This is a genomic window from Microbacterium sp. Soil_C_42 (assembly GCF_057656735.1).
The window spans coordinates 36,369-56,921 of the sequence record NZ_JBDGJU010000021.1; the positions used below are offsets into that span (position 1 = coordinate 36,369).

Sequence of the window (20,553 nt, forward strand, 5' to 3'; positions counted from 1 at the left end):
GAAGTGGCGGCCATCCTTGATCATGTACCATGTTCACTATGTTCGGCACTCAGATTCTCGACACGCTTCTCGCGCTGTCCGGAGTGCTGAGCGCCGACCAGGAGCGCGAGCTCGACCGCCGAGGCCTCACGCCCGCCCGCACGCACATCCTCTGGCTCGTCTTCCACGAAGGCCCGCGCACCCAAGCCGAGCTCGCAACGGCGCTCGGTGTGACGCCCCGCAACATCACGACCCTCGTCGACGGGCTCGAGGCGACCGGTTTCGCACGCCGCGAGCCGCACCCCCACGACCGCCGGGCCGTGCTCGTCACCTTGACGCCGCGTGGCGAACAGGCGATGCGCGCCATGGATGCCGAGCACACCGAGCTCGGCGCACAGCTCATCGACGGCCTCGACGACGCGACGGCCGAGGCGACGCTGCGGGGGCTGACGCATGTCCTCGACCGGCTGAACCGGCTCATCGCGGAGCACGAGGCCCGCACCACCGAGGACGGCCCGTCATGAGCGCCGTCGACACTGCGCGCGACAGCCCGGCTCGACCCGAACGATCATCACGCACCCCGGCACCGCCCGGATGGCGGACGAAGCTGGCAGCCTTCGCGCGGCGCGCATGGATCATGGAGCTCGGGGTCTATCAGAGCATCTACCGGTTCGTGTTCCGCAGGCCCCGCGTTCCCGTGGGCGCCAGCGCGTTCCGCTATCACTCCCCCGTGCTGACGCTTCTCGTCGTCTTCATCGTGCTGTCGGCCATCGAGATCCCGGTCGTCGATCTCATCGTCCACCGCTGGACCTGGGTGCGCATCCCGCTGCTCGTCCTCGGCATCTGGGGCGTGACGTGGATGCTCGGCCTCCTGCTCGGCTACCTCACCCGACCGCACGCGGTCGGTCCTGCCGGAATCCGCGTGCGACAGGGTGCGGAGCTCGACCTCGACCTGCCGTGGGAGATCGTGCGGTCCGTCGAGCGCTCACCGCATCGGGTCGACAAGGCGCCTGCCGTCGTGGACGAGCCGGAAGGCCGCACGTTCGCCGCGCGCATCGCCAACGAGACCAACGTGCTGATCCGTCTGGAGCATCCGCTCGACGTGCGGCTGCCGCAGGGACGCGACCGCGTCGAGGCGGTGCGGCTGTGGACAGACGATCTCGACGGATTCCTGTCGGCGGTGCGCACCCACATCCCCTGATCCCCGTCGACAATGGAGGGGTGGACGAGCCGGTCTTCGTGATCCCCCTGTGGGCCGACCTCATCGCCGTGGGTCTCGGCGGCATCCAGGGCGCCCTGTTCGCCTCCGGCTTCCGCGGTGAACGCCGGCTCGACATGCTGGGCGTCGCGATCATCGGTATCGTCATGGGCATGGGCGGCGGTCTCATCCGCGACCTGCTGCTGAACGTCACGCCGACCACGCTGCAGAGCAATTGGTACCTGCTCACCGCGGTCGGCGCTGCCCTGCTCGGGATGCTGCTCGCCGGCCTCTTCCAGCGCCTCAACGCCGTCATCGTCGGCCTCGACGCCCTGGTCATCGGCCTGTTCGGCGCGTTCGGGACCAGCAAGGCCCTCGTCCTCGGCCTCCCGCTCGTGCCCGCCGTGTTCGTCGGGGTCTGCGCGGCGGTCGGCGGCGGCATCCTCCGCGACGTGATCATGGGTCTTCCGGTCGCCATCATGCACGTCGGCTCGCTCTACGCGGTCGCCGCGGGAGTCGGATGCCTCGTCCTCGCGACCGCGGAGAAGCTCGGCGTCAACGTGGTCATCGCCGCCGTGATCGGCATCGTCGTGACCGCGGTGATCCGTCTGCTCGCCGTGATCTTCGACATCTCACTGCCGGAACAGCGGGCGCTCTACCGCCGCAAGGTGGCCGTGGAGACCTCGACGATCCCGATCGTCAAGCCCTGAGGCGTCCGCGTTCGACCCGCGCCCCGACTCCGAGGCTCGCTCAGCGACCGGCAGCGGCGAACACCGACGGGCGCGCGCGGGGATCACCCGCGCACACCCGTCGACGGTTCGCGCTCAGACGCCCGCGAGGGCCCCGGAGCGCTGCCGCGTGCGGATGGCGCGGTTCACGCCCGACACGATCGCCTTGAGCGATGCGGTCGAGATGTCCGAGTCGATGCCGACGCCCCAGAGGCGCTCGCCATCGACCTGGAGTTCGATGTAGGCGGCCGCCTGCGCGTCGCCGCCTGCGCTCAGGGCGTGCTCGACGTAGTCGTAGAGCGTCACGTCGAATCCCTGTGCGCGGATGATCTCGAGGAATGCGGCGACCGGGCCGTTGCCGCGACCGGACGCCTCGAACCGGTCGTCACCGTCGCGCAGAGTGATGTCGAGCGCGACGTCGCCCGACAGGTCGCTGCGAGTGCTGGTCGCCAGCAGCTCGAAGCGTCCCCAGCGGTCGTCGGCGACCTCCGACGGCAGGTACTCGTCGGTGAAGATCTTCCAGATCTGGTCGCTCGTGACCTCGCCACCCTCGGCATCGGTCTTGGCCTGCACGACGCCCGAGAAGTCGATCTGCAGCCTGCGGGGCAGATCCAGCGAGTGGTCGGTCTTCAGCAGGTACGCGACGCCGCCCTTGCCCGACTGCGAGTTGACGCGGATGACCGCCTCGTACGAGCGGCCGAGGTCCTTCGGATCGATGGGCAGGTACGGCACGGCCCACTCGATCTCGTCGACGGTGACGCCGGACGCCGCGGCGCGCGCCTCCATCGCCTCGAAGCCCTTCTTGATCGCATCCTGGTGCGAGCCGCTGAAGGCGGTGAACACCAGGTCGCCGGCCCACGGGCTGCGCTCATGCACGGGCAGCTGGTTGCAGTACTCGACGGTGCGCTTGACCTGGTCGATGTCGCTGAAGTCGATCTGCGGGTCGATGCCCTGCGTGAACAGGTTGATGCCCAGCGCGACGAGGTCGACGTTGCCGGTGCGCTCACCGTTGCCGAACAGGCAGCCTTCGATGCGGTCGGCGCCGGCCATGTAGCCGAGCTCGGCGGCGGCGATCGCCGTGCCGCGGTCGTTGTGCGGGTGCAGCGAGAGGATGACGTTCTCGCGGTGCGCGAGGCGTCGGCTCATCCACTCGATCGAGTCGGCGTAGACGTTCGGCGTCGCCATCTCGACGGTCGCGGGCAGGTTGATGATGACCTTGCGCTCGGGCGTCGGCTCGAAGATCTCGATGACCTGGTTGCACACGTTCAGCGCGAACTCGAGCTCGGTGCCGGTGTAGCTCTCGGGCGAGTACTCGTAGAAGACCTTGGTCTCGGGGATGCGCTTCTCGAACTCGCGGCACAGGCGCGCGCCCTCGAGGGCGATGTCGATGATGCCCTGCTCGTCGGTGCGGAACACGACCTCGCGCTGCAGCACGCTGGTCGAGTTGTACAGGTGCACGATCGCCTGCTTGGCGCCGGCGATGGACTCGTAGGTGCGCTCGATGAGATGCTCGCGGGCCTGCGTCAGCACCTGGATCGTGACGTCGTCCGGGATGAGGTCCTCTTCGATGAGCTGACGCACGAAGTCGAAATCAGTCTGGCTCGCCGAGGGGAAGCCGACCTCGATCTCCTTGTAGCCCATCTTCACGAGCAGGTCGAACATGATCCGCTTGCGCTCGGGGCTCATCGGGTCGATGAGCGCCTGGTTGCCGTCGCGAAGATCGACGGCGCACCAGCGGGGTGCGGTCGTGATGCGCTGGTCGGGCCAGGTGCGGTCGGGCAGATTCACGGTGATCTGCTCGTGGAACGGCCGATACTTGTGGGTCGGCAGGCCCGAGGGCTTCTGGGTGTTCTGCATGATGTCGTCGCTTCTCTCGTCTGTTCCGAGCTGCTGCCCGATCGGGGCGGCTCGATGCCTGATGATGCGGGCCAACGAAAAGCTCCGCGACGAGGAAGGCCCTAGAACGAGGTCTCGTCGCGGCGGCTAAGAAGGAGAAGCCGGCCGAAGCGCATGGATTCAGGCTACACCCCGTTGCGAGCGGAGAGCGAACCGATGACGAACGGATGCCGCGGCATCCGATTCTGAGACGATCGGCGTCGATGCGACACCATCGAGACATGAGAGGTCTTCGTCGCCCGCTCGGCATCGCGGCCACCGCCGCCGTCGTCATGCTCGCCGCCTCCGCGTGCGCGAGCGGGAGTCCGGGCGGCACGCCCGCGCCGGCATCGCTCGGGGCGGTGACGCCGATCCCGCCCCAGGGCGAGGTCGCGGCCACCGGCACCGTGCTCGACCAGGGCGGCGCTGCGCAGCTGTGCCTGGGTGCGGTCGCGGAGTCGTACCCCCCGCAGTGCACCGGAATCCCGCTGGAGGGCTGGACGTGGCAAGGCGTCGACGGCGCGGAGTCGTCGGGTGACGTCACGTGGGGCGCGTACGCGGTGCGCGGCACCTACGACGGCGAGACGTTCACCTCGACGCAGCCGCCGATCCTCCTCGCCCTGTACGACCCGATCCGGCCGGAGGACCCGACGGGTGGCAAGCCCGGCGCGGGCGACGAGGCGAGCCTCGCCGCCATCCAGGACGAACTCCCCGACAAGCTCGGCGACGCGTACCTGGCCTCCTCTGCGCAGGACGGATGGCTCTGGGTCGACGTCGTGTGGGACGACGGCAGCTGGCAGCAGGCCGCGGACGCGGAGTACGGTGCCGATATCGTCATCGTCCGCTCGGCGATCACCGAGACCGGCGGGTGAGGGTCGGAGTCAGAAGCCGAGGCGTCCGAGCTGCTTGGGGTCGCGCTGCCACTCCTTCGCGATGCGCACGTGGAGCTTCAGGAACACCTTGGTGCCCAGGAGTGGTTCGATCTGCGCGCGGGCGCGGGCGCCGACGTCGCGCAGCCGAGAGCCCTTGTGGCCGATGATGATGCCCTTCTGGCTGTCGCGCTCGACGACGATGTCGGCGTAGACGTCGGTGAGGTCGGAATCCTCGCGGGGCTGCACCTCCTGCACCATGACGGCGATCGAGTGCGGCAGCTCGTCGCGCACGCCGTCGAGGGCGGCCTCGCGGATGATCTCGGCGATGCGGTCCTCGGTCGACTCGTCGGTGACGACACCCTCGGGGTACAGTGCGGGGCCCTCCGGCATGAGGGCGAGCAGCTCGTCGCTCAGGACCTCGAGCTGGTCGCGTGTGAGGGCGGACAGCGGGATGACGGCGGCCCAGTCCTCACGAAGCTGGTCGACCTCGATGAGCCGCTCGGTGATCTCGTCGCGGGTCGCGGCGTCCGTCTTCGTCACGATCGCGACCTTCTTCGCGCGGCCGTACCCGCTGAGCGACTCCGCGATGCGGCGGTCGCCGGGGCCGACCTTCTCGGTCGCGGGCACGCAGAAGCCGATGACGTCGACATCGCCGAGCACCTGCTCGACGAGGTCGTTGAGACGCTGGCCGAGGAGCGTCCGGGGCTTGTGGAGGCCCGGCGTGTCGACGATGACGAGCTGACCGCCGGGGCGGTTCAGAATGCCGCGGATCGCCCGGCGGGTGGTCTGCGGCTTGTCGCTGGTGATCGCGACCTTCTCGCCGACCAAGGCGTTCGTCAGCGTCGACTTGCCGACGTTGGGGCGCCCGACGAAGGTGACGAAGCCGGAACGCCCTTCAACGGGCTCAGGGGCCGGCGAGGGTGCAGCGGCCGAGCCGGCCTCGTGTGCCGGCGTGGGGTCGTTCTCGGTCATGACGTCTCTTCCTTCCGAGGCAGCCGGATCTCGCCGGTGCGAGGGCTCACGATGCGGATCTCGCCCGTGCGCGGTGAGCGGCCGGTGTCGAGAGCAGGGTCGCCGCGCTCGACGAACACCGTCGAGATCCCGCGCCCGCGCCCGCGCGACGCACCCCCGGTGAGCACGAGGCCGGCGTACTCGGCCGTGGCGCCCGGCTGCGGCACGCGGCCCAGGGCCTTGCCCAGCAGTCCGCCGATGGAGTCCACGTCCTCATCCTCGAGCTCGAGACCGAACAGGTCGCCGACCTCGTCGAGCCCGAGGCGGGCGCTCACGCGGTAGTGACCGGGCTCGAGCTCGGTCACCTCCTCGGCGCGCGGGTCGTACTCGTCCGAGATCTCGCCGACGAGCTCCTCGATGAGATCTTCGAGCGTGACGAGTCCGGACACGCCGCCGTACTCGTCGACGACCAGACACACGTGCACGGCGTCGCGTTTCATCTGCTGCAGCAGCGTCTCGGCCTTCATCGATTCGGGGACGAACACCGCCGGCCGCGCGATCCGGCTGATCGGGGCATCCCGCCACCCGGTCTCGTCGCGGAAGCCAAACTGCACCAGGTCCTTGAGATACAGCACTCCGACCACGTCGTCCGCGTCGTCATCGACGATCGGCATGCGCGAGACGCCCTTCTCGAGGAACAGCGTCATCGCTTCGCGCGTCGAGGTCGAGGCATCCACCGTCACCATGTCGGTGCGCGGCACCATCACGGCCCGCACGAACGTGTCGGTGAAGTCGAACACCGAGTGGATCAGCTCGCGGTCGTCCTGCTCGATGAGCTCGTTCTCGGCCGCCTCGTCGATGATGCTGAGCAGCTGCTCCTCCGACGCGAAGGACGAGCCTCGCGACGCGCCCGGCGTGATGCGGGTGCCGAGGGCGACGAGCCCATGCGCGAGCGGCCCCAGGATGATGCGCACCCCGCGCACCACCGGAGCCGCCCCGCGCAGCAGTCCGCGGGCGTGCAGCCGGCCCACCGACCGCGGACTGGCGCCGACGACGACGTACGAGACGCCGGTCATGAGCAGGGCCGCCGCCAGCATCGCCCACCAGATGTTGTCGAAGAGGTCGACGAAGGCGACGGTGACGAGCACGGCGGCCGTCGTCTCGGCCAGCACGCGGATGAAGATCACGGCGTTGGCGTGCGCGTCGGGGTCGTCCGCGATCTTCCGCAATGACGCCGCGTTGCGGCCGCCTGCTCCGAGCTCGGCGAGGTCCGCGCGGGAGGTGACGCTGAGCGCCGCGTCGATCGCGACCATGAGGGCGCCGAACGCGAGCAGGAGCGCTGCGGCGACGAGAAGGAGGGCGGCTGTCATGCGCGAGGTCGTCGGCGTTCGGATGCCTGGAACGAGGTGATGAGCTCGCGCTGCAGTCCGAACATCTCCCGCTCCTCCTCCGGCTCGGCGTGGTCGAAGCCGAGGAGGTGGAGCAGGCCGTGCGTGGTGAGGAGGATGAGCTCGTCGAGCGTGGAGTGCTTCGCGGCCACCGCCTGGGTCTCGGCGACCTGCGGGCACAGCACGATGTCGCCCAGGAGGCCCGGAGGCGTGGGAGCGTCCTCCGTGCCGGGACGCAGCTCGTCCATCGGGAAGCTCAGCACGTCGGTCGGGCCCGGCTCGTCCATCCACTGGACGTGCAGCGCCTCCATCGCGCCCTCGTCGACCAGGAGGATCGCGACGTCGGCGTCGGGGCTGACGTGCAGTTCGGCGAGGTTGTGCTCCATGAGGCGCAGCAGCACCGTCTCATCGACGGCGATCCCCGACTCGTTGCCGATCTCGATGGTCATGGGCGTCCTCGCTTCGGAAGGTGGTCACGGGGTCCGCCGCCGCGCACGGTGGCGGTGCGGCGCTCGGCGCGATTGGCGAACTCGGATGCCTCGTCCCGTTCGCGACGCGCGGCGATCCGGCGCTCGTCGTATTCGCTGTAGGCATCGACGATGCGGCCCACCAGGGTGTGGCGCACGACGTCGTCGCTGGTCAGGTACGAGAAGTGGATGTCGTCGATGTCGCCGAGCACACGGGTCACCAGCCGCAGGCCCGACGCGCCCTGCGGCAGGTCGATCTGCGTGATGTCGCCGGTCACCACCATGCGCGTGCCGAACCCGAGACGCGTGAGGAACATCTTCATCTGCTCGGGGGTGGTGTTCTGCGCCTCGTCGAGCACGACGAACGAGTCGTTCAGCGTCCGGCCGCGCATGTAGGCCAGCGGTGCGACCTCGATCGTGCCGGTCGCCATGAGCTTGGGGACCAGCTCCGGGTCCATCATCTCGTTGAGCGCGTCGTACAGCGGGCGCAGGTACGGGTCGATCTTGTCGGTGAGCGTGCCGGGGAGGAAGCCGAGCCGCTCCCCCGCTTCGACGGCCGGGCGCGTCAGGATGATGCGGCTGACCTCCTTGCGCTGGAGCGCCTGGACGGCCTTCGCCATCGCGAGGTAGGTCTTGCCTGTACCGGCCGGACCGATGCCGAACACGATGGTGTTCTCCTCGATGGCGTCGACGTACGCCTTCTGACCGAGGGTCTTCGGGCGGATGACCTTGCCTCGCGACGACAGGATGGCCTCGCCGAGCACCTCGGACGGCCGCGGGCCGCCCTCGCTGCGGAGGATGCGGTTCGACGACGCGACGTCGTCCTCGCCGAGCGACTGACCCGCTCGGGTCATCGCGACGAGCTCGTCGACCAGCGTCCGCGCCGCCGCGACGGCCGGCGCCTCGCCCGTGAGGGTGATCTCGTTGCCGCGCACATGCACGTCGACACCCGGGTGCTCCTTCTCGACGACCCGCAGCAACCGGTCCTGCGGACCGAGAAGCTGCACCATCGCGACGCCGTCGACCTCGACGTGGTCGCTCACCGTCTCATGACCGGGTTGATCAGGCACCGACACTCTTCTCTTCGAGGCCTCCCGCGAGCACATGGGCGTGCACGTGGAAGATGGTCTGGCCCGCGTGGGGGCCGGTGTTGAAGACCAGGCGGAAGTCCCCGTCCGAATGATCGGCGGCGACTGTGTTCGCGAGTCCCACGAGCTCCGCCATGAGGTCGGGGTCGCCGGCGGCGAGCTCGACGACGTTGCGGTACTCCTCGGTCTTGGGGATCACCAGCAGGTGCACAGGCGCCTGCGGGGCGATGTCGCGGATGGCGAACGCGTTCTCGGTCTCTGCGATGATCTCGGACGGGATCCGCCCGTCCAGGATGCGCGTGAAGATCGAAGGCTCACTCATGTCGCAAGTCTACCGACGGGGCCCTGCGACCGGCTCCGGGAGCGGTCGCCGAGCCGGTCGAACCGTCACCACCGCCCGAGCGCGGTGCTGACGACGGCCAGCGCCGCGGGACCCGCGGTCGACGTGCGCAGCACCGTGTCGCCGAGGCGCACGCCTCGCGCGCCTGCGGCCGCGAGGGCGTCGAGCTCTTCGGGGGCGATGCCGCCTTCGGGCCCGACGACGAGCACGATGTCGCGCTCCTCACCCGGGTCCACCGCGAGCGCGCTGAGCCGCTCGGTCGCCGTCGGTTCGAGGATCAGGACGAGGGATGCTGCCGCCCGGCGCGCCAGCGCCGCGGTCGTGGTCAGCTCCGCCACCTCCGGCACCCACGCGCGGTGGGCCTGCTTCGCCGCCTCCCGCACGATGCTCGCCCAGCGGGCGCGGCCCTTCGCGGCCTTCGCCGCGTCCCAGCGGGACACGCTGCGCGCGGCCTGCCACGGCACGATCTCGTCGACGCCGAGCTCGGTCGCCGCCTGCACGGCGAGCTCGTCCCGATCCCCCTTGGCCAGTGCCTGCACGAGCACGATGCGCGGGCTCGGCGGCGCAGCATCCGCCCGTCCGTCGATGCGCACGACCACCTCGCGGGGCGCCACCGACTCGACCGTGCCCGTGAGCCATGCTCCGCGGCCGTCACCGACCGTGACCTCCTCGCCGACGCGCACCCGGCGCACCGTCGAGGCGTGGTGGGCCTCCGCGCCGGTGAGCGTCACCGCGTCGCCGGGAGCGGCGCCGACGGGCTCGTCGAGGAGGAAGTGCAGTGCCACCGGTCAGCTGTTCCGGAAGCGATCGCGGAGCTTCGCGAACAGGCCCTGGTGGAACTCGGCGAGCCGGGGAGCCGGCGCCTTGGTGCGCTTCGCGAAGTCCTCGATGAGGGCGCGCTCCTTGTGGTCGAGGCGTGTGGGCGTGACCACGTGCACACCGACCTTGAGGTCGCCCCGCTGCGAGCCGCGCAGCGGCGTGATGCCGCGGCCCTTGATCGTCAGGATGTCTCCCGCCTGAACGCCTGCCCGCACCTCGAGGTCGACCGGGCCGTCGAGCGACTGGATGGTCGTCGTCGTGCCGAGGATCGCGTCGGGCATCGACACCTCGAGCGTCGCCAGCAGGTCGTCGCCGTCACGGCTGAACACCTCGTGCGGCTGCACCGTGACCTCGATGTACAGGTCGCCGTTGGGGCCGCCCGCCGGGCCGACCTCGCCCGAACCCGGCAGCTGCAGGCGGAGTCCGGTCTCGACGCCGGCCGGGATGTCGAGCGACACCGTGCGGCGGGCGCGCACGCGGCCCTGTCCCTGGCAGGTGGCGCACGGGTACGGGATGGTGGTGCCGTAGCCCTGGCAGACGTTGCACGGCTGCGTCGTGACGACGTTGCCGAGGAGGCTGCGCACCTGGCGCTGCACGTTGCCGGTGCCGTGGCAGATGTCGCACGTGACGGGGCTCGTCCCGGGCTGGCAGCACGAGCCCTGACAGGTCTCGCACACGACGGCCGTGTCGACCTCGATGTCGCGGTGGGTGCCGAACACCACATCGCCGAGCTCGAGGGTGACGCGGACCAGGGCGTCCTGGCCGCGCTCGCGGCGCGATCGTGGCCGGCCGCGCGATCCGCCCGCCGCACCGAAGAAGGTCTCGAAGATGTCGTTGAACCCGCCGAAGCCGCCGGCCCCGCCGCCGAACGGCGAGTCGCCGCCGCCCATGTCATAGCGGGCGCGCTGCTCCGGGTCGCTGAGGACGTCGTATGCGTGCGTCACGAGCTTGAAGCGCTCGGACGCCTCCTCGCCCGGGTTCACGTCGGGGTGCAGCTGACGGGCCAGCCGCCGGTATGCCTTCTTGATCTCGTCGGTGGAGGCGTCGCGTGCGACGCCGAGGACCTCGTAGTGGTCAGCCACTTTCGCCTTCCTGCCGCGGGCGCGCCGCGGGATCGTGTGCGCGTGCGTCAGCGGGAGCTGTCGTCCTGCTCGAGCATGCGCGTGAGATAGCGCGCGACGGCGCGGACCGTCGCGAGATTGGTGGGGTAGTCCATGCGCGTCGGGCCCAGCACGCCGACGCGGGCGAGAGAGCCCGTCGCGTCGTAGTCGCTGGCGACGACGGATGCCTCGGCCAGGCCGAACGCCTCGTTCTCGCGGCCGATGCTCGCCGCCAGGCCCTGCTCGTCGGCGACCATCTCCCCCATCAGCCTGAGCAGGGTCACCTGCTCCTCGATCGCCTCGAGGAGCGGATAGATGCTGCCGCGGAAGTCGGATTCTCGGCGTGCGAGGTTGGCGCTGCCGGCCATCACGAGCTTGTCCTGGCGGAACTCCTCGAGCTCCTCGGCGACGGCGCGGACGATCTCGTCGGTCGCGCGCTCGTGCGCCGGAGCCTGGGCATCCGGTCCTTCGAGGCGCTCGGCGATGCGCTGCAGTCCTTCGCGGACGGGCCTGCCGACCAGCAGAGTGCCGAGCCCCGCACGGATGTGCGCGAGGTCGACGTCGTCGAACTCCTCGCCGACGAACGTCAGACGCTGCGACACGCGTCCCGTGTCGGTGACCACGATGACCAGCATCCGTCCGCCGCCGAGCTGGACCAGCTCGACATGGGTGACGGTCGCGCGCGCGAACGACGGGTACTGCACGATCGCGACCTGGCCGGTCAGCTGCGTGAGCGCGCGCACGGTGCGCACCAGGACGTCGTCGAGGTCGCCGGAGCCGTCGAGGAACGTGGCGATGGCCGCCCGCTGGGGCGGCGAGAGCGGGCGGAGCTCCGCGAGATGGTCGACGAAGACGCGGTAGCCCTTGTCGGTGGGCACGCGGCCCGACGAGGTGTGCGGTGCGACGATGAGCTCTTCGTCCTCGAGCAGGGCCATGTCGTTGCGGATCGTCGCGGCCGAAACTCCGAAGGCGTGCCGTTCGACGATCGCCTTGCTGCCGACCGGCTCGCGCGTGTCGACGTAGTCCTGGACGATCGCCCGCAGCACCTGCAGACCTCGTTCGCTGACCATCCCGCCTCCCCACGCCGCAGCTGGCACTCGCATGACTGGAGTGCCAATTCTATCCGATGCCCCTGCCAGGATCGTCGAGCGACGCCGGGATGGATTGCGAAGCCGTCCGACGCATGATCGCGCTGGGGCTAATCGGTGAGCGCCCGCACCACCGCGTCGGCGAGGAGTCGGCCGCGGCGCGTGAGCACGATCCTCCCGCGCAGCGCGGCGGGACCCTCGATGAGCCCGTCCGCGATCAGCGCGGCGACCGCGTGGCGGCCTTCGCCGAGGAGCTCCTCGACGGGCAGGCCCTCGCGGATGCGGGTGCGCAGCAGCACGCTCTCGAGGTTTCTGGCCGCGGCATCCGGGATCTCCCGTCCGGCGGCCGGCGACTGCCCCGCGCTCAGCCGCTGCGCGTAGGCCGCGGGGTGCTTGACGTTCCAGAACCGCACACCGGCGACGTGGCTGTGCGCGCCGGGGCCGAAGCCCCACCAGTCTGCGCCGACCCAGTACGCGAGGTTGTGGCGGGAGCGATGCGCGTCACCACGCGCCCAGTTCGACACCTCGTACCACTCGAACCCCGCGTCCGCGAGCAGGTCGTCCGCCAGCTCGTACATGTCGGCCTGCAGGTCGTCGTCGGGTGCGACGACCTCACCACGGCGGATCTGGCGAGCGAGCTTGGTGCCGTCCTCGATGATGAGCGCGTACGCCGAGATGTGGTCGGGTTCGAGAGACACCGCCGCCTCGAGCGAAGCGCGCCAGTCGTCCAGCGATTCACCCGGCGCGCCGTAGATGAGGTCGACGCTCACGTCGAGCCCGGCCCCGCGCGCCGCGGCCACCGCCGTGCGGACGTTGTCGGGATCGTGCGTGCGATCCAGGGCCGCGAGAACGTGCGGAACGGCCGACTGCATGCCGATGGACAGGCGTGTCACACCGGATCCGGCGAGCTCGGCCGCGACCGCGGGCGTCACCGTGTCGGGGTTGGCCTCGACGGTGATCTCGGCCCCTTCGGCGACACCGAACGTGTCGCGCACGCCGGCCAGCATGCGGGCGAGGTCGCCGGGCGGGAGGAGCGTCGGGGTGCCGCCGCCGAAGAACACCGTGGACGCGGGACGGTTCCCACCGGCGCGCTCGAGCACGGGCGCCGCCAGCTCGATCTCTCGAAGGAGCGTGTCGGCGTACTCGTCCTGGCGGGCACCGCGCAGCTCGGAGGACGTGTACGTGTTGAAGTCGCAGTACCCGCAGCGGACGCGGCAGAAGGGGACGTGCAGATACACGCTGAACTCTGCGGCCGGATCGATGCGCGTGCCGGACGGCAGCGAGCCGTCCGTGGGAACGGGCTCGCCGAGCGGAAGAGCGGAGCCCATCAGCGCCTCACGCGGGAGTCGTGTACAGGGGCGAGATCGCGCGCAGGTACCGCGTGAACAGCTCGCGACGCCGGCGCTTCGTGAGCCCCGGAAGCATCCGGTACAGCACGGCACGGGGCGCGTCGAACGCGCGGACGGTGAACCAGACCTCGTCGTTGTCGTACCAGTCGAGCATGAACGACTCCTCGCCGCTCACGACGGAGTCGCTCACGGTCCCGAGCGCGAAGCCCACCCGCCGAGGCTCCTCGACGGCGAAGATGACGCGCAGCTCCGCGTCGGCGCGCAGCCCCTTGACGCGACCGTCGACGCGGATCGTCGTGCCCGCGCCGACGAACGGGGTGCCGTCCGCGTCGAAGCGCTGTTCAGCCTCGGAGCGACTGGGCCCCACGGGGTTGCCCTCGGCGTCGAAGCTCACCCCCGAGTACGTGGGGCCGGAGGCGGGGCGCACGTCGCTGACGTCGAGCCCGGCGCCGCGCTGTGCGGTCCACGACATCAGCGCCTCGCTCGCGGCGCGGAAGCGCGCTTCGCCGCTGCCGATCCGCCAGGACTGCTCTGCAGGGATGCTGCGCTCCGGCGGATACTGCATCAGATCCGGCGCTTGGGTCGCCCCGACAGCGGCGTAGTCGACGGTGTCGTCACGGAAGGTTCCTCGACGCATGGATTCCAGCCTACTTCGCGAGTCGCGTCACTTCTTGGCAGGACCCTCGACGTCGCCTGAGAGCGCGGCGATGAACGCCTCCTGAGGGACCTCGACGCGACCGACCATCTTCATGCGCTTCTTGCCCTCCTTCTGCTTCTCGAGGAGCTTGCGCTTGCGGGAGATGTCGCCGCCGTAGCACTTGGCGAGGACGTCCTTGCGCATCGCGCGGATGTTCTCGCGGGCGATGATGCGGGCGCCGATGGCGGCCTGGATGGGCACCTCGAACTGCTGGCGAGGGATGAGCTTGCGCAGGCGCTCGGTCATCATCGTGCCGTAGGCGTACGCCTTCTCGCGGTGCACGATCGAGCTGAACGCGTCGACCTTGTCGCCCTGCAGCAGGATGTCGACCTTGACGAGGTCGGCGGTCTGCGAGCCGGCGGGCTCGTAGTCGAGGCTCGCGTAGCCCTGCGTCTTGGACTTCAGCTGGTCGAAGAAGTCGAACACGATCTCGCCGAGCGGCATGTGGTAGCGCAGCTCGACGCGGTCCTCGCTGAGGTACTCCATGCCCAGAAGCGATCCGCGGCGCGACTGGCACAGTTCCATGACGGTGCCGACGTAGTCCTTGGGCAGCAGGATGCCGACCTTCACGACCGGCTCGGACACCTCCGCGACGCGCCCGTCCGGGTACTCGCTCGGGTTGGTCACGACGACGGTGTCGCCGGTGTCCGTCGTGACCTCGTACGTCACCGAGGGTGCGGTCGTGATGAGATCGAGGTCGAACTCACGCGAGAGGCGCTCGGTGATGATCTCGAGGTGCAGCAGGCCCAGGAAGCCGCAGCGGAAGCCGAAGCCGAGCGCCACCGACGTCTCGGGCTCGTACTGGAGGGAGGCGTCCGAGAGCTTGAGCTTGTCGAGGGCCTCACGCAGGTCGGCGTAGTCGCTCTGGTCGATGGGATAGATCCCCGAGAAGACCATCGGCTTCGGGTCGGTGTAGCCGGCGAGGGCGTCGGTCGCGGGCTTGCGATGGTTGGTGACGGTGTCGCCGACCTTGGACTGGCGGACGTCCTTCACGCCGGTGATCAGGTAGCCGACCTCTCCGACGCCGAGCCCCTTCGTGGGGACGGGCTCCGGGCTCGACACGCCGATCTCGAGGAGGTCGTGCGTCGCCTTCGTCGACATCATCTGGATGCGCTCGCGCGGCTCCAGCTTGCCGTCGACCATGCGGACGTAGGTCACGACGCCGCGGTAGGAGTCGTACACCGAGTCGAAGATCATCGCGCGGGCGGGGGCATCCGCGTTCCCCTTCGGAGCGGGGATCTGCTCCACGATGCGGTCGAGCAGGGTCTCGACGCCCATGCCGGTCTTGCCGCTCACGCGCAGCACGTCATCGGGCGAGCCGCCGATGAGGCCGGCCAGCTCTGCGGCGTACTTCTCGGGGTCGGCGGCCGGCAGGTCGATCTTGTTGAGCACCGGGATGATGTGCAGGTCGTTCTCGAGCGCGAGGTACAGGTTCGCGAGGGTCTGCGCCTCGATGCCCTGCGCGGCGTCGACCAGGAGGATCGCGCCCTCGCAGGCGGCGAGCGAACGCGAGACCTCGTACGTGAAGTCCACGTGGCCGGGGGTGTCGATCATGTTGAGCGCGAAGGTCTGGTCGGCCGTGGCCCAGGGCATGCGCACGGCCTGCGACTTGATCGTGATGCCGCGCTCGCGCTCGATGTCCATGCGGTCGAGGTACTGCGCGCGCATGTCGCGGTCGGAGACGACGCCGGTGATCTGCAGCATGCGGTCGGCCAGCGTCGACTTGCCGTGGTCGATGTGGGCGATGATGCAGAAGTTGCGGATCAGCTCGGGCGGCGTGGCAGAGGGCTCGAGGGGCTTCAGGGCGCGCGGTGACATGTCCAGACGATTGTACGGGTGCGCGCCGCCCGACGAACCCCGGCGACGGCGCCCGGGTCAGGCCGGAGCGGGGATGCGGCTCAGCCCGTCGAGCAGCTCGTCGCGGTCGCTGGCCACGCACACGCGGATCCAGCCCTCGCCCGAGGCGCCGAACGCGCTTCCCGGGGCGACGGCGACACCCTGCTCATCGAGGAACCGCTCGCACCAGGCGACGACGTCGCCGCCGGAGACGTGCGCGACGTCGATCCAGAGATAGAACGCGCCTGTGGGGTCGAGGTAGCGCAGTCCCCGGGCGTCGAGGAGCGCTGTCGCGGCGGCGAGGTTGTCGCGGTAGTGCGCCGCACTGTGGCCGACGGCCAGCTGGTCGCCGGTGAGCGCCTCGGCGGCCGCGCGCTGCGACGGCTCGTCGACGCAGCTGACCACGGACTCCTGCACCCGCAGCATGGTCTGCCGCCATCCCGGGGGCGTGACCAGCCACCCGACCCGCGCCCCGGTCATCGCGTAGGTCTTCGACATCGAGAACACCGACAGCACGCGCCCGTCGTCGTCGAGCGTCGCGGGGCTCACGTGCGGCTCGCCCCATGTGAAGCGCTCGTACACCTCGTCGCTGATGAGCCACAGGTCGTGGCGGCGCGCCAGGGCGATGAGCGCCTCCAGCGTCGGGCGGTCGAAAGTCGAACCGAGCGGGTTGGAGGGGGTGTTCACGATGATCGCGCGCGTCCGCGGCGTGACCAGCGACTCGAGCTCGGCGAGATCGGGCTGGAACGCGCGTCCGGGGCGCAGCGGATACGGCACCGGCGTCGCCTGCAGGAGATGTGCGTTCATCGTGAAGGTCGTGTAGCCCGGGTCGGGCACGAGCACTTCGTCGCCCTGCGAGAGGGTGAGCGCCATCGCCAGATGCAGCGCCTGGGTGGCACCGACGGTCACCCAGATCTGCTCGAGGTCGACCTCGAGCGCGTTCTCGCGGGCGAGCTTGTCCCGGATCGCTTCCCGGAGCGCCGGGATCCCGCCGTTCGGGGTGTAGCGGATCGCCCCGTCGCGCCAGGCGTCGGAGGCGGCATCCCTGATCCGCTCCCCCGCGACCTCTCCCGGCTCGCCCACCGCGAGGATGATCGTGCCCGGGCGGCGCAGGGCGCGCTCGAGGATGTGACGCACACCGGAACCCGGCATGCGCGCGATGTGCGGGGCGATCTCGGGCATGCCGCCATGCTAAGCGGGCCTGCACGGCTACCCTGGCGTCATGGTCGTCCAGGTCGTGCTCGTGCACGGCATCCGGACGTCCGCCACGATGTGGCGCGCGCAGGTCGAGTACCTGACGGCCCGCGGGAACCCCGTCACCGCTGTCGACCTGCCCGGCCACGGCTCGCGGATGGCGGAGGCGTTCACGCTCGAGGGGGCGCTCGAGACGATCGATTCCGCGGTGCGTGCCGCCGCGGAGCGCGGCCCTGTGCTGCTGTCGGGGCACTCGATGGGCGGCCTGCTGTGCATCGAGTACGTCGGTGCCGAGGACCCGCCGCCCGTCGCGGGATTCGTCGCGGCATCCTGCACAGCGATCCCTCGCGGCGCGGGGCTCGCGACGTATCGCCTGCTCGCCCGCGGCTTCGATTCGCTGCCCGACCGCGGGATGTGGCTGACCGACCTCATGCTCGATCGCATCCTTCCCGACGAGACCCGCGCCGACTTCGGCGCCGGCGGCTACGCGCTGGATGCGCAGGACGTCGCGCTGCGCAGCCTCTCTGTGCTCGATCTGCTCGCGGCCCTCCATCGCATCGACGTGCCGCTGTGGTTCGTCAACGGACAGTGGGACCAGCTGCGCGTGAACGAGAAGCTGTTCATGAGGGTCGCGCAGCACGCAGAGCTCATCGTCGTGCCGCGGACGACCCATCACGTGACGGTGATGCGGCCGCGCGTGTTCGACGCGGTGCTCGAGGTTGCGCTGACGACCCTGGAGGCGTCACACGGCTGAGGGCTGCCGCTCGCGGCTGCGGATCGCGTACGTCATGAAGCCGCCGGCGATCGACAGGATGCCCCCCACGAGGAACAGCAGCCAGAAGCCGCCCACGAGGGCGACGAGACCGGCGCCGAGGAGCGGGCCGATGAGCTGGCCGAGGCTCGCCGAGACGTTCACGAAGCCGAGGTCGCGGGCGTGGTCCTCGGGGAACGGGAGCAGGTCCGTGCCCAGAGCGAGTCCCACCGACATGTACGCGCCGTAGCCGACGCCGAGCAGAGCCGCCGCGATCATCGCGGTGGTGAGCGACGGCGCCACCACCAGGATGATCGACGCGAGACCCTGGACGACGGCCGACCACACCACGAACGGGATCCGTCGTCCGGTACGGTCCGAGATCCACCCCGACGCGATCGAGGAACCCACCACGAACAGGGTGTAGACGAGGATCAGGAGCAGCAGCTCGTCCTCGGCCGTCGCGGGGTCGCGGTGCAGGCCGTACAGCAGGAAGAACAGCAGCAGGCCGGTTCCGAGCGCGTTGCCGATGTTCACGGTGAGACGCCCGGCGAGCAGCCACGCGAAGTCGCGATCGCGCAGCGCCGCGAGCCGTTCGCGGAGCGTACGCACCTGGCGGGCGACGGCGACGTCTGCACCTGCGGGCGGATCAGGCAGCAGGAGCGCCGCCGCCGTGCCGATCACCGCGAGGAAGCCGGCGAGCACGAGGTAGCCGACCACCACGCCGAGCTCGAGCAGCACGATGACGCCGACACCCACGACGATACCGAGAGCCTGCGATGAGGAGACGGCGGCGGATGCTGCTCCCCGCTGCGTCGTCAGCTGATCGGCGATGAGGGCGGTGAAGGCCGCGGAGGCCACAGCGACGCCGACAGAGACGCCCACCCAGGCGAGCCCCACGCCCCACGGGCCGGACGCGAAGGCGATTGCGGCGAGCGACGCGGTGCCGAGCCACACTCCGCCGAGCGCCCAGGGGCGCCGGCGCCCCATCCTGCCGCGGGTGCGGTCGGACAGGCCCCCCGCGACCGGGGCGGCGATCACCCCGGCGACGCCGCCGATCGCCAGCACGAGGCCGGACGACACCACGCCCGACACCCAGCCGTCGGCATCGTCCGGCGTGTCGAGCTGCAGCGGGATGAGCAGCTGCAGCGGCGTGAGCTGCACCGTCCACAGCGCGAGCCACGCGAGCGTGAAGAGCGTGAACCAGCCCGCGCCGACCCTGGCGCCCTGCCGGGCGCTCACGCGTGCGCCTTCGCGATGAGGGCGCGGTACCAGTCGAACGACGCCTTCGGCGTTCGTGCCGAGGTGTCGAAGTCGACGTGGACGAGGCCGAACCGCTGCGACCAGCCGTCCGCCCACTCGAAATTGTCCAGGAGCGACCACACCGTGTACTCGCGCACGTCGACGCCCGCAGCGGCGGCCGCCCCGACCGCGTCGATGTGCCCCGCGAGGTACGCGATGCGGTCGGTGTCGGGCACGGGGCCGTCGACGTGGTCCGGCTCGGGGAAGGACGCCCCGTTCTCGCCGATCACGAGCGGTGGCAGGCGGTCGCCGTAGCGCTCGTGGAAATCGAGCAGGAGACCCGTGAGGGCCGCGGGCACGATCGGCCACTCGGAGCCGAAGCCGGTGACGGGCGCGCCGGGCGTGGGCACGATCTCGAACGGGACGGGGCTGCCCTCGGGCGCGGCGGCGACCGTGGTCGGGTTGTAGAAGTTGATCCCGTAGAAGTCCCCCGGCGCTGAGATCGACTCCAGATCGCCCTCCTCGACGGGCATCGGCGGGATGCCGAACGCCTCGAGGTCGGGGTAGGCGCCGGTGAGCACGGGGTCGGCGAAGACGCGGTTGTGGAGCAGGTCGTACACGGCCGCGGCCGCGAGATCGGCAGCCGTCTGGCCCGCCGTGCGCACCAGGGTGTGATTGTTGACGATGCCGACCTCCGCGGCGCCCGCCGCGCGCAGCGTGCGGAGGGCGAGGCCGTGCGCGAGCAGCTGGTGGTGCACGGTCGGCAGCGCGCCGAACAGCAGCTGCTTGCCCGGCGCGAGCGTGCCGACGGCATAGCCCTGCAGCGACGTCGAGACCGGCTCGTTGAGCGTGTACCAGTGACGGATGGTGTCGCCCAGCGACTGCGCGACGATCTCGGCGTACTCGCCGAATCGCAGGGCCGTGTCGCGGTCGAGCCACCCGCCCCGCTCTTCGAGGACGCTCGGAAGATCCCAGTGGTAGAGCGTCGCGAACGGCGTCACGCCCGCATCCAGCAGATCGTCGGCGAGTCGTCGGTAGTAGTCGAGTCCGGCCTGGCTGACAGGGCCACCGGGCTCGGGCTGGATCCGCACCCACGAGAGGGAGAAGCGGTACCGATCGACGCCGAGCGCGGTCAGCAGCGCGACGTCTTCGCGATGACGCCGGTAGCTGTCGGGGCCCGGGTCCGCCGTCGCCCCGTCGCGCACCGCGCCGGGCGTCGCGACGAAGTCGTCCCAGATCGACCGCCCGCGTCCGTCAGCGGCACGCGAGCCTTCGATCTGGAACGCGGCGGTGGCCGCCGACCACCGGAAGCCCGGCGGGAACGGCGAGAGATCGACAGACGGATGCTGCGGCACGGCGGACTCCTTCGTCACGGCGCGCCCATCCCCAGCGGTGCGCGCACCCACGCGTAGATCATGCATCATCGAAGGGCTCCGCCGTGCACGCCTGTGGACGTCCGTGAGTCATCGGTTCACCTGGTAGAATCCTTGTTTGGCTTGCGTGTGGGTTCGCCCTCACGACCGCCGCGAAGCGCCCCTCTCTCGCTGACCGGCACATCAATCCGATTCACCTTCGAACGAAAGAACGTCGA

20 protein-coding genes are annotated in these 20,553 nt (G+C 70.3%); 5 read left to right on the forward strand and 15 right to left on the reverse strand.

Going from position 1 to position 20,553, the window contains the following annotated elements; all coding sequences use genetic code 11:
- Positions 1-38 precede the first annotated feature (38 nt).
- The 3 genes from AC3A46_RS12895 to AC3A46_RS12905 are packed head-to-tail and all read left to right on the forward strand — an operon-like array spanning position 39 to position 1,887.
- A complete protein-coding gene (locus tag AC3A46_RS12895) occupies positions 39-503 on the forward strand; it encodes a MarR family winged helix-turn-helix transcriptional regulator (RefSeq protein ID WP_487665541.1) in 465 nt (154 codons plus the stop codon).
- Entirely contained in the window at positions 500-1,180 is a 681-nt protein-coding gene (locus AC3A46_RS12900; RefSeq protein WP_487665542.1) for a hypothetical protein, read from the forward strand. Before AC3A46_RS12895 ends, AC3A46_RS12900 begins: the two co-directional genes overlap by 4 nt.
- A gap of 20 nt (positions 1,181-1,200) precedes the next feature.
- Positions 1,201-1,887: a trimeric intracellular cation channel family protein gene (locus AC3A46_RS12905; RefSeq protein ID WP_487665543.1), complete on the forward strand. Its 687-nt coding sequence runs from the start codon at positions 1,201-1,203 to the stop codon at positions 1,885-1,887.
- A gap of 114 nt (positions 1,888-2,001) precedes the next feature.
- Here AC3A46_RS12905 and leuA read toward each other — a convergent pair whose 3' ends face one another.
- Complete coding sequence (gene leuA, locus AC3A46_RS12910) at positions 2,002-3,762, reverse strand: 2-isopropylmalate synthase (protein WP_487665544.1); 1,761 nt, start codon at positions 3,760-3,762, stop codon at positions 2,002-2,004.
- A 260-nt stretch (positions 3,763-4,022) separates the two neighbouring features.
- On the opposite strand from leuA, the gene AC3A46_RS12915 reads away from it, so the two are divergent.
- Positions 4,023-4,652, forward strand: coding sequence for a hypothetical protein (locus AC3A46_RS12915; protein WP_487665545.1), 630 nt, complete (start codon positions 4,023-4,025; stop codon positions 4,650-4,652).
- 9 nt (positions 4,653-4,661) lie between these two features.
- Here AC3A46_RS12915 and era read toward each other — a convergent pair whose 3' ends face one another.
- The 12 genes from era to AC3A46_RS12975 form a co-directional block, all read right to left on the reverse strand.
- Positions 4,662-5,624: a GTPase Era gene (gene era / locus AC3A46_RS12920; protein WP_487665546.1), complete on the reverse strand. Its 963-nt coding sequence runs from the start codon at positions 5,622-5,624 to the stop codon at positions 4,662-4,664.
- On the reverse strand, positions 5,621-6,973 hold the full coding sequence (locus AC3A46_RS12925; RefSeq protein ID WP_487665547.1) for a hemolysin family protein: 1,353 nt from the start codon (positions 6,971-6,973) through the stop codon (positions 5,621-5,623). Before AC3A46_RS12925 ends, era begins: the two co-directional genes overlap by 4 nt.
- A complete protein-coding gene (gene ybeY / locus AC3A46_RS12930) occupies positions 6,970-7,440 on the reverse strand; it encodes an rRNA maturation RNase YbeY (protein WP_310246792.1) in 471 nt (156 codons plus the stop codon). Before ybeY ends, AC3A46_RS12925 begins: the two co-directional genes overlap by 4 nt.
- Positions 7,437-8,468 (reverse strand): PhoH family protein, encoded by a 1,032-nt coding sequence (locus tag AC3A46_RS12935; RefSeq protein WP_487665572.1) that lies wholly within the window; start codon positions 8,466-8,468, stop codon positions 7,437-7,439. The genes ybeY and AC3A46_RS12935 overlap by 4 nt, the downstream gene beginning before the upstream one ends.
- 52 nt (positions 8,469-8,520) lie before the next feature.
- Positions 8,521-8,868, reverse strand: coding sequence for an HIT domain-containing protein (locus AC3A46_RS12940; RefSeq protein WP_487665548.1), 348 nt, complete (start codon positions 8,866-8,868; stop codon positions 8,521-8,523).
- A 65-nt stretch (positions 8,869-8,933) separates the two neighbouring features.
- The gene (locus AC3A46_RS12945; protein WP_487665549.1) at positions 8,934-9,671 is read right to left on the reverse strand and encodes a 16S rRNA (uracil(1498)-N(3))-methyltransferase; all 738 of its coding nucleotides are present in this window, start codon (positions 9,669-9,671) and stop codon (positions 8,934-8,936) included.
- 3 nt (positions 9,672-9,674) lie between these two features.
- Positions 9,675-10,787, reverse strand: coding sequence for a molecular chaperone DnaJ (gene dnaJ / locus AC3A46_RS12950; protein WP_487665550.1), 1,113 nt, complete (start codon positions 10,785-10,787; stop codon positions 9,675-9,677).
- Positions 10,788-10,834: 47 nt separating this feature from the next.
- On the reverse strand, positions 10,835-11,875 hold the full coding sequence (gene hrcA, locus AC3A46_RS12955; RefSeq protein ID WP_487665551.1) for a heat-inducible transcriptional repressor HrcA: 1,041 nt from the start codon (positions 11,873-11,875) through the stop codon (positions 10,835-10,837).
- A gap of 128 nt (positions 11,876-12,003) precedes the next feature.
- Positions 12,004-13,221 (reverse strand): radical SAM family heme chaperone HemW, encoded by a 1,218-nt coding sequence (gene hemW / locus AC3A46_RS12960; RefSeq protein ID WP_487665552.1) that lies wholly within the window; start codon positions 13,219-13,221, stop codon positions 12,004-12,006.
- 7 nt (positions 13,222-13,228) lie between these two features.
- A complete protein-coding gene (locus AC3A46_RS12965) occupies positions 13,229-13,879 on the reverse strand; it encodes a DUF1990 domain-containing protein (RefSeq protein WP_487665553.1) in 651 nt (216 codons plus the stop codon).
- A 27-nt stretch (positions 13,880-13,906) separates the two neighbouring features.
- Positions 13,907-15,757 carry a translation elongation factor 4 gene (gene lepA, locus AC3A46_RS12970; RefSeq protein WP_056367389.1) on the reverse strand — a complete coding sequence of 617 codons (1,851 nt, stop codon included), beginning with the start codon at positions 15,755-15,757 and terminating at the stop codon, positions 13,907-13,909.
- Positions 15,758-15,814: 57 nt separating this feature from the next.
- Positions 15,815-16,957, reverse strand: a complete 1,143-nt coding sequence (locus AC3A46_RS12975; protein WP_487665554.1) for a pyridoxal phosphate-dependent aminotransferase — start codon at positions 16,955-16,957, stop codon at positions 15,815-15,817.
- A gap of 40 nt (positions 16,958-16,997) precedes the next feature.
- On the opposite strand from AC3A46_RS12975, the gene AC3A46_RS12980 reads away from it, so the two are divergent.
- Positions 16,998-17,723: an alpha/beta fold hydrolase gene (locus AC3A46_RS12980; RefSeq protein WP_487665555.1), complete on the forward strand. Its 726-nt coding sequence runs from the start codon at positions 16,998-17,000 to the stop codon at positions 17,721-17,723.
- Here the strand turns inward: AC3A46_RS12980 and AC3A46_RS12985 are convergent.
- Positions 17,712-18,962, reverse strand: a complete 1,251-nt coding sequence (locus AC3A46_RS12985; RefSeq protein WP_487665556.1) for an MFS transporter — start codon at positions 18,960-18,962, stop codon at positions 17,712-17,714. The genes AC3A46_RS12980 and AC3A46_RS12985 overlap by 12 nt on opposite strands.
- Positions 18,959-20,317, reverse strand: a complete 1,359-nt coding sequence (locus tag AC3A46_RS12990) for a GH1 family beta-glucosidase (protein WP_487665557.1) — start codon at positions 20,315-20,317, stop codon at positions 18,959-18,961. The genes AC3A46_RS12985 and AC3A46_RS12990 overlap by 4 nt, the downstream gene beginning before the upstream one ends.
- Positions 20,318-20,553: the final 236 nt, after the last annotated feature.

Excerpts from the sequence above, each read along its gene's own strand:
- AC3A46_RS12935 (WP_487665572.1), bottom strand. The coding sequence starts at position 8,468 with ATGGTGCAGCTTCTCGGTCCGCAGGACCGGTTGCTGCGGGTCGTCGAG.
- ybeY (WP_310246792.1), bottom strand. The coding sequence starts at position 7,440 with ATGACCATCGAGATCGGCAACGAGTCGGGGATCGCCGTCGATGAGACG.
- AC3A46_RS12980 (WP_487665555.1), top strand. The coding sequence starts at position 16,998 with ATGGTCGTCCAGGTCGTGCTCGTGCACGGCATCCGGACGTCCGCCACG.
- AC3A46_RS12915 (WP_487665545.1), top strand. The coding sequence starts at position 4,023 with ATGAGAGGTCTTCGTCGCCCGCTCGGCATCGCGGCCACCGCCGCCGTC.
- AC3A46_RS12900 (WP_487665542.1), top strand. The coding sequence starts at position 500 with ATGAGCGCCGTCGACACTGCGCGCGACAGCCCGGCTCGACCCGAACGA.
- AC3A46_RS12965 (WP_487665553.1), bottom strand. The coding sequence starts at position 13,879 with ATGCGTCGAGGAACCTTCCGTGACGACACCGTCGACTACGCCGCTGTC.
- hemW (WP_487665552.1), bottom strand. The coding sequence starts at position 13,221 with ATGGGCTCCGCTCTTCCGCTCGGCGAGCCCGTTCCCACGGACGGCTCG.
- AC3A46_RS12925 (WP_487665547.1), bottom strand. The coding sequence starts at position 6,973 with ATGACAGCCGCCCTCCTTCTCGTCGCCGCAGCGCTCCTGCTCGCGTTC.
- AC3A46_RS12940 (WP_487665548.1), bottom strand. The coding sequence starts at position 8,868 with ATGAGTGAGCCTTCGATCTTCACGCGCATCCTGGACGGGCGGATCCCG.
- AC3A46_RS12975 (WP_487665554.1), bottom strand. The coding sequence starts at position 16,957 with ATGCCCGAGATCGCCCCGCACATCGCGCGCATGCCGGGTTCCGGTGTG.
- leuA (WP_487665544.1), bottom strand. The coding sequence starts at position 3,762 with ATGCAGAACACCCAGAAGCCCTCGGGCCTGCCGACCCACAAGTATCGG.
- era (WP_487665546.1), bottom strand. The coding sequence starts at position 5,624 with ATGACCGAGAACGACCCCACGCCGGCACACGAGGCCGGCTCGGCCGCT.
- lepA (WP_056367389.1), bottom strand. The coding sequence starts at position 15,757 with ATGTCACCGCGCGCCCTGAAGCCCCTCGAGCCCTCTGCCACGCCGCCC.
- hrcA (WP_487665551.1), bottom strand. The coding sequence starts at position 11,875 with ATGGTCAGCGAACGAGGTCTGCAGGTGCTGCGGGCGATCGTCCAGGAC.
- AC3A46_RS12895 (WP_487665541.1), top strand. The coding sequence starts at position 39 with ATGTTCGGCACTCAGATTCTCGACACGCTTCTCGCGCTGTCCGGAGTG.